Consider the following 8,308-nt stretch of genomic DNA (forward strand, 5'->3'; position numbering starts at 1 on the left):
GCCCCGACGTCCACCACGCCCTCCATCGTTACGCTCGCTGCCGCTCCGGGCACGGCGGGCAGGCTGCGCCGTCGCGGCCTGCCCACCACGCCCTCCATGGTTACGCTCCGCTGCCGCTCCGGCCAGGGCAGGCGGGCTGCGCCGTCGCGGCTTACCCACCACGCCTCCGTGGTTACGCTCCACCGCCGCCGGGCATGGCGGGTAAGCCGAGCAACACCGGGACCTTGCGTTCGCCGCTCTCGTCGAACGAGATGGTCGGATCGGCTTCGGCCGGGGCGTTGACGAAGGAGACGAAGCGCGACAGTTTCTGCTCGTCCTCGAGCACCGCCGCCCATTCGTCGCGGTAGCCGGCCACATGCGCCGCCATCGCCGTTTCCAGATCGGCGGCGATACCGAGGCTGTCCTCGCAGACCACCTCGCGGATGTAGTCGATGCCCAGATCTTCCTGCCACGGGGCGGTGCGCTGCAGGCGGTCCGCGGTGCGGATGTAGAACATCAGATATCGGTCGATGTATTGGATCAGCGTCTCGTCGTCGAGATCACCGGCCAGCAGCACCGCGTGCTTCGGGGTGAGTCCGCCGTTACCGCCGACGTAGAGGTTCCAGCCGTTCTCGGTCGCGATCACGCCCACATCCTTGCCGCGGGCCTCGGCGCATTCCCGGGCGCAGCCGGAGACCGCCAGTTTCAGCTTGTGCGGCGACCGCAATCCGCGGTAGCGCTTCTCCAGCAGCACCGCCATACCCACCGAATCCTGCTGGCCGTACCGGCACCAGGTCGAACCGACACAGCTCTTGACGGTACGCAGCGATTTACCGTACGCGTGGCCGGATTCCATACCGGCGTCCACGAGCCGTTTCCAGATGAGCGGCAACTGTTCGACGCGGGCGCCGAACAGGTCGATCCGCTGCCCGCCGGTGATCTTGGTGTAGAGACCGAACTCCTTGGCGACCTCACCGATCACGATCAGCTGCTCGGGCGTGACCTCCCCGCCCGGCATCCGCGGCACCACCGAATAGGTGCCGTTCTTCTGCAGGTTCGCCAGGAAGTGATCGTTGGTGTCCTGCAGCGCGGCCTGTTCGCCCTCGAGAATGTGATCGCTGGAGGTGGAGGCCAGGATGGAGGCGACGGTCGGCTTGCAGATATCGCAGCCGGCGCCCTTACCGTGCCGGGCGATCAGCTCCGAGAAGGTGCGGATACCCGTGGCCTGCACAATCTGGAACAGTTCGGCACGCGACTGCTCGAAATGCTCGCACAGCGCCTTGGACATCTCGACGCCGGACTGTTCGAGCACCTTCTTGATCATCGGCACGCAGCCGCCGCAGGAGGTACCGGCCTTGGTGCAGGCCTTGATCGCGGGGATATCGCAGGCACCCTCGGCGATGGCCCCGCAGATGGCGCCCTTGCTCACATCGTTGCAGGAGCAGATCTGCGCCTCGTCGGGCAGCGCGTCGGCGCCGAGTTCCGCGCCGGCCGGGGAGATCAGCGCGGCCGGTTCGGCCGGCAGCGGCCGCCCGACCAGCGGGCGCAGCGCCGCGTACTGGGTGGCGTCGCCCACCAGGATGCCGCCGAGCAACGTCTGCGCGTCGTCGGAGATCACCAGTTTCGCGTAGGTGCCGCGCGCCGCGTCGTGCAGCACCACCGACAGTGCGCCCTCGGTCTTCCCGTGCGCGTCACCGAAACTGGCGACATCCACGCCCAGCAGTTTGAGCTTGGTGGACATATCGGCGCCGGGGAACTCACCGGCCCCGCCCAGCAGCCGGTCGGCGACGATTTCCGCGGTGGTGTAGCCGGGGGCCACCAGGCCGTAGCAGACCCCTTCCACCGCGGCGCATTCACCGATCGCGTAGATATTCGGATCGGAGGTGGCCAGGCCCAGATCGGTGATGATGCCGCCGCGCGGGCCCACCTCGAGGCCGGCGTCGCGGGCGATCTGGTCCCGCGGGCGGATACCGGCGGAGAACACCACCAGCGCGGCGTCGATCACGGTGTCGTCGGAGAGTTTGATCTCGAGCCGATCGGCGGGCACGGCCGCTTCCCGGCGTCCGATCTCCTGCGTGCCGACACCGGTGTGCACCCGCAGGCCCAGGTCGGTGACCAGTTTCTCCAGGATCGCGCCGCCGCCCTCGTCGACCTGCGCCGGCATCAGGCGGTCGTTGTACTCGACCACATGCGGGGTGAGCCCGAGCATCCGCAGCGCGTTGGCCGCCTCCAGGCCGAGCAGACCACCACCGACGACCACACCGTGCGCACCGGGCCCGGCCGCTTCGGCCGCGGCCTTGATGCCGTCGAGATCGTCGATGGTGCGGTAGACGAAACATTCGGGGTGATCGTGGCCCGGTACCGGCGGGACGAACGGATACGACCCGGTCGCCAGGACCAGTGCGTCGTAATCCAGCACCTCGCCGGTGGTGGTGGTCACCTTCTGGGCGTCCTTGTCGATGGCCTCGGCACGCTGCCCCAGGCGGAGGTCCACCAGATCATCGCCGGCGTACTCGTTACCGGGCAGCGCCAGCGAGGCCGGATCCCAGTTGCCGACGTAGGAGGACAACCCCACCCGGTCGTAGGCGGGCAGCTGCTCCTCGCTGAGCACGACGACCTGCCACTGCCCGGCCTCGTCACGGGAGCGGAGCGCCTCGACGAACCGGTGCCCGACCATGCCGTGACCGGCGACGACGACTGTTCTGCGCTGTGCGTTCATGGTGTCCTCCGTGGAGATCCGGTGGTCAGACCGACGACCGGGCGGACCGGGGTTCGGTGGGCTGGGGCGTACGGGCGGATTCGGCCCGGCGGACCAGGGCCTCGGCTTCGGCGACGATTTCCCGGTCGGGCGCGGTGCGGCGGGGCCGGCGCAGGAACACCGACCAGGTGACGAGGGCGCAGACGATGTAGAACGCCATGAACACCCAGAAGGCGGCGGTCGCCGATTGCGTCGACGCGTAGGACGACCGCAGCACCAGGTTGATCCCGACCCCGCCGAGCGCCCCGATGGCACCGACGAAACCGATGAGGGCACCGGAGGTGTTCTGCGCCCATGCGGCGCGGTCGGCGGGGCTCGCGTCGAGACTGCGCGATTTGGCGTCGAAGACCGACGGGATGATCTTGGTGACCGACCCGTTGCCCACCCCGGAGAGCACGAACAGCGCCACGAACCCGGCGACCAGCACCGCGAGCACCGGACCGGAGAAGCCGTGCGCGGACCCGTCGGCGACCGTCGAGGCCACCGCCACCACCACCGCCGCGACCATCATGGCCGCGAAGGTGAACACAGTGACCTTGCTGCCGCCGATCCGATCGGCCAGTTTGCCGCCGTAGGGCCGGGCCAGCGAACCGAGCAGCGGCCCGATGAACGCGATCTGCGCGGCGTGCAGGGTGGCCTCGGCGGCGGTATCGCCACCGGCAACGAAACTGATCTGCAGGATCTGGCCGAACGCGAAGCTGTACCCGATGAACGACCCGAAGGTACCGATGTAGAGGAACGACACCGCCCACGACTGCGGCACCTTCAGCGCGGTGAGCATGTAGGACAGATCGGCCTTCTGGTTCGGCAGGTTGTCCATGAACAGCGCGGCGCCGAGGCCGGCCAGGACCACCAGGACCAGGTAGGTCGCGCAGATCACCGAGGCGTACTCGTTGCCGAGGGTGGCGATGATCAGCAACCCGAACAGCTGGATGACCGGTACGCCGATATTGCCGCCGCCCGCGTTCATACCGAGCGCCCAGCCTTTGAGGCGCTGCGGATAGAAGGCATTGATATTGGTCATCGAGGAGGCGAAGTTGCCGCCGCCCAGACCGGCGAACGCCGCGACGATCAGGAAGGTCGTGTAGGACGTGCCCGGCTGGTTCACGAAGTACAGCGTGAGCAGGGCCGGAACGAGCAGCGCGCCGGCGCTGAAGACGGTCCAGTTGCGACCGCCGAAACGGGCCGTCGCCACCGTGTACGGGATGCGCAAAATCGCACCGACCAGGGTCGGTACCGCGACCAGGAAGAACTTGCCGGCCGCGTCGATCCCGTAGGTCTCGGTGGGCATGAACAGCACCATGACCGACCAGATGGACCAGATCGAGAATCCGATGTGCTCGGCGACGACCGACCAGATGAGGTTGCGCGTGGCGATCTTCTTACCGCCGGCCTCCCAGGCCGCGGTGTCCTCGGCGTCCCAGCGCTCCAGCTTCGGTCGCCGGAACAACGCCTGGACGGCATTGCGGCGACTTTCTGTCTGCGTGTTCAAAGGGCCTCCCAACGTGGTTCGACCCCACGTTAGGAAACGGGTATTGCCGCAATGCTGCCCAAAATGACCGCCGAATCAACGGTTTCTCACGCGGTTCGGACCGGGCAGGTGAGAAACCCGCGCTTGTTAACTCGGTGTCACACAGGAGTTTCCGGGCGTCACGAACTGCCCACTTTCACCGGGAAACACGGTGAGGGCCTGCGCAAATGATGACCTGCGTCACGCCCGGGCGCAACCGGGGAGCCGGATCCGGTCATGGGCCCGCGGCCCCACGGCGTGCTCAGCCGCCGGCGGGCCCGTCCTCGAGCAGCCGCGGTTTACAGGCCTGCCAGGCGCCGATCAGCAGCACCACCACGGAGACACCGAGCAGCGCGAACGGGGCCGCCCAGCCGCCCGTTACGGTGTGCAGCATTCCGAACACCACCGGACCGATACAGGCCAGCGCGTAACCGACGCCCTGGGTGAACCCCGACAGGGCCGCGGAACCGGCCGGAGTACGGGTGCGCAGGTTGATCAGGGTGAGCGCCATCGGGAAGGTGCTGGGCCCCAGCCCGAGGATCACCACCCACAGCACCGGCGCGCTCATCGGCGCGATCAGCAGGCCGGCGAAGGCCACGAGGAAACACACCGCGCAGCCCACGGCCACGGGGAAGGGATTGGCCAGGCGGGCCGCCACCGTCGGCGCCGTGAGGGCCGCGACGAGCCCCATCAACGCGAACAGTGCGACCATCGAGCCACCGAAGGCAGCGTCCGCGCCGGCGTCGGAGAGAATGGTCGGCAACCAGGTGAACACCGAATAGGTGGTCAGCGAGGTCATCCCGAACATGGCCGACATCCCCCAGGCGAGCGGCGAGCGCCATACTTTCGGGCCGGCACCCGGGGTCGCGCCGGGCAGGCCGGTCGTATCCGCCACCGCCGCGCCACGCCGGGTGCGCAGAACACCGATCCAGGGGAGGGCCGCGGCGAACCCGAGCAGCGCCCACACCCCCAGCGAGACCCGCCAGCCGTGCGCTTCGGCCAGTGGCACCGCCACCAGAGCGGGGATGACCGTACCGATCTGCACCATGGTGATGTAGAGCGCGCTCACCGTGGCGAGGCGATCGGGAAAGTACCGCTTCACCAGCGGTGGCACCACGATATTGCCGATCCCCATACCGCCCAGGGCCAGCGCCGAGAACAACAGCAGTCCGGCGGTGCCCGAAACGAGCACCCGGGCGAGCATGCCGATTCCGGCGGCGGTCATGGCCAGGAGCACGGTCCATTCCAGTCCGAGACGCCGCGCCAGCATGGGCGTGAGCAGACCGGTCACCGAGAACATCAGGGTCGGGATCATGCCGAAGACGCCGACGACGGCCGTGGAATAGCCGATGCGTTCGCCGATCTCCTCGGCGAGCGGGGTGAATGCCGTGACGGCTACGCGAAGGGTGAGCGCCGACATGATGATCGCCGCCAGTACCAGCAGGCGACCTTCGGTGAGCGTGCGACGCCGGCCCGCAGGAGACGGGTCGGCCGGACGGGTGGCCTGGGGCAACGCTGCAGTCACCGAGAAATCATAGGATGACCCTATGACTGGGGCAAGGGAGTTGTGACGGGCGGTACTCTGTCAGCGTGCAAAGCGTTCGCCGCACCAGTCTCATCGCCCAGGTCACCGAGCAACTCAAAGAGGATATCCGCTCGGGACGCTGGCCGGTCGGGACGCGGATCCCCACCGAACCCGAACTCGCCGAGCTGACCGGTACCGGTCGCAATACCCTCCGCGAGGCCGTCCAGGCGCTGGTCCATGCCGGCATGCTGGAACGGCGGCAGGGTTCGGGTACCTATGTCATCGCCACCTCCGAAGTCGGCGGCACCCTCGGGAAATACTTCGCCGAGGCCGCCGAACGCGATGTCCTCGAACTACGGCACGGTCTGGAGGCCACCGCGGCCGCGCTGGCCGCCCACCGCCGCGACGAATCGGATATCGCCGAGCTCACCCATCTGCTCGGGGAACGAAACCGGTTGTGGCGCATCGACCGTGCCGCCGCGATCGAAGCCGACGTCCAGCTGCACCGCGCGATCGTGGTCGCCAGCCACAACGCGGTGTACCTGGAGTTCTACGATTCGCTGCTCGGCTGTATCGAATCCTCGATCCGCTCGCGGACCAACCGGATCGACAGCTGGTACAGCGCCGAACACACCGAACTGGTGCAGGCGATCACCGACGGTGACGCCGAACGCGCCGCCAAAACCACCCGCTGCTTCTTGGACTCACTCCTCGCGGAATACCCCGACCGCTGACGAGTTCCAGCGAGGTTACGGACCGATCACCCACCCATTCGGTGATCGTGAGCGGGATTTGCGCCGATCGTCATAGCGCGCTATTCCGCTGAAACACCGTGCTTCTAGCGTTTTCTCACGTCACAACACCGCACTCGACCACCCGGCCGCCGCGCCGTACGCCCCGGTTCTCCGGGCATACCGAGTCATGACGAGAGGGACGCCGATGACCGCGATTGTCGACACCGGCCAGCAATCATCCGATACGGCACCATCGTTCACCCACCGGCGCCGCGGGCGCTGGATCGACCGCTGGGAGCCCGACAACGAACAGTTCTGGTCCGCCGGCGCCGACCGCACGGCGCGCAAGAATTTGATCTTCTCGGTCTTCGCCGAGAACCTCGGATTCAGTATCTGGGTCCTCTGGGCCAGCGTGGTCACCAGTATGGGTGCCGCCGGCTTCGGCTTCCTGGAAGGCCTGGGCAGCGGTAACCCGGTCGCGGTGAGCAACGCCCTGCTGCTGACTTCCATCCCGACACTTGTCGGCGCGGCGCTACGCATCCCCTACACCTTCGCCATCCCCCGCTTCGGCGGCCGTGCCTTCACCGCGTTCAGCGCGGGCATGCTGCTGATTCCCGCCCTGGGCCTGATCTTCTTCGTCAACCAGCCCGGCACCCCGATGTGGGTTTTCGTGGTGCTGGCGGCACTGTCCGGTTTCGGTGGCGGCAACTTCTCCTCGTCGATGGCCAATATCTCGTTCTTCTTCCCCGACGGGAAGAAGGGCGCCGCCCTCGGAATCAACGCCGCCGGTGGGAATCTCGGGGTGGCCCAGACCCAGCTGCTGCTGCCGTTGCTGATCACCCTCGGCACCCATCTCACCGCGAAGGACGCCGCCGGATACCGGTTCGGCATCACCCTGTCGGTGCTGGTGTGGGTGCCGTTCATCCTCGCCGCCATGTTCGGCGCACTGCGCTATATGGACAGCCTGTCCACCGCGAAATCCGACGGCCGCTCCTACAAACTGGCGCTCACCAACCGGCACACCTGGGTGATGGCCTTTCTCTACATCGGCACCTTCGGGTCGTTCATCGGGTTCTCGTTCGCCTTCCCGACCCTGATCAAGGCCAACTTCCCCGATCTGGCGAGCATCGGCTGGATCACCACCCTCGGTAACCTGGCCTTCCTCGGCGCCCTCGTCGGCTCGTTCTCCCGGCCGTTCGGCGGCTGGATCTCGGACAAACTCGGGGGCGGCGCGAAGATCACCATCGCCGTGTTCGCCGGGATGGCGGTCGCGGTGGCGCTCATCATGGCCGCGCTGGAGATGAAGAGTTTCCCGCTGTACCTGATGGCCTTCCTGGTGCTGTTCGTGCTCACCGGTATCGGCAACGGTTCCACCTACCGGATGATCCCGTCCATCTTCAGCGCCGAAGCAAAGAAGTACGCCTCCGAACACGGAATCGAACCGCTCGAAGCCGCGGCCTCGGCCAAACGGCAGGCGGGCGCGGCGATCGGGGTCATCGGCGCGGTCGGCGCCTTCGGCGGTTTCGTCCTGCAGCAGGCGTTGCGCCTGTCCAACACCAACTTCGGCACCATGGAACCGGCTTTCTGGGCGTACGCCGCCGCGTTCCTGGTGATGGCCGGGGTCACCTGGTGGTTCTACCGGCGGGCCTCGTTCGCCGTGCACCGGGTCCCCTCGCTGGCCTACGCGAACGTCTGACGGAGTGACGAGGGGGGGGGGGGCGGGGGGAAACGACGCCCCCCCCCAAGAAAAAACACCCCCCCACACAACAAAAAAAAAGCAGCGCGCCCCCCCCCCCCCGCGG

General features: G+C 67.5%; 5 protein-coding genes. 2 read left to right on the top strand and 3 right to left on the bottom strand.

Annotated features, from left to right (window positions below; genetic code table 11):
* Positions 1–172: 172 nt before the first annotated feature.
* The 3 genes from nirB to QH276_RS30045 form a co-directional block, all read right to left on the bottom strand.
* Complete coding sequence (gene nirB, locus QH276_RS30035; RefSeq protein WP_280397883.1) at positions 173–2,698, bottom strand: nitrite reductase large subunit NirB; 2,526 nt, start codon at positions 2,696–2,698, stop codon at positions 173–175.
* Positions 2,699–2,723: 25 nt separating this feature from the next.
* Positions 2,724–4,187, bottom strand: coding sequence for a nitrate/nitrite transporter (locus tag QH276_RS30040; protein ID WP_432278586.1), 1,464 nt, complete (start codon positions 4,185–4,187; stop codon positions 2,724–2,726).
* Positions 4,188–4,509: 322 nt separating this feature from the next.
* Positions 4,510–5,772 (bottom strand): MFS transporter, encoded by a 1,263-nt coding sequence (locus QH276_RS30045; RefSeq protein WP_280397885.1) that lies wholly within the window; start codon positions 5,770–5,772, stop codon positions 4,510–4,512.
* A gap of 65 nt (positions 5,773–5,837) precedes the next feature.
* Here QH276_RS30045 and QH276_RS30050 point away from each other — a divergent pair, with 65 nt between their 5' ends.
* Both QH276_RS30050 and QH276_RS30055 read left to right on the top strand, forming a co-directional pair.
* Entirely contained in the window at positions 5,838–6,506 is a 669-nt protein-coding gene (locus tag QH276_RS30050) for a FadR/GntR family transcriptional regulator (RefSeq protein ID WP_280397886.1), read from the top strand.
* A gap of 205 nt (positions 6,507–6,711) precedes the next feature.
* Positions 6,712–8,202: an MFS transporter gene (locus QH276_RS30055; protein WP_280397887.1), complete on the top strand. Its 1,491-nt coding sequence runs from the start codon at positions 6,712–6,714 to the stop codon at positions 8,200–8,202.
* The last annotated feature ends 106 nt before the right edge of the window (positions 8,203–8,308 follow it).

The sequence above is a fragment of the Nocardia carnea genome (assembly GCF_029869215.1).
Classification (GTDB): Bacteria; Actinomycetota; Actinomycetes; order Mycobacteriales; family Mycobacteriaceae; genus Nocardia; species Nocardia carnea_B.

Coding starts and splice junctions, on each gene's coding strand:
- nirB (WP_280397883.1), bottom strand. CDS start 2,698: ATGAACGCACAGCGCAGAACAGTCGTCGTCGCCGGTCACGGCATGGTC.
- QH276_RS30055 (WP_280397887.1), top strand. CDS start 6,712: ATGACCGCGATTGTCGACACCGGCCAGCAATCATCCGATACGGCACCA.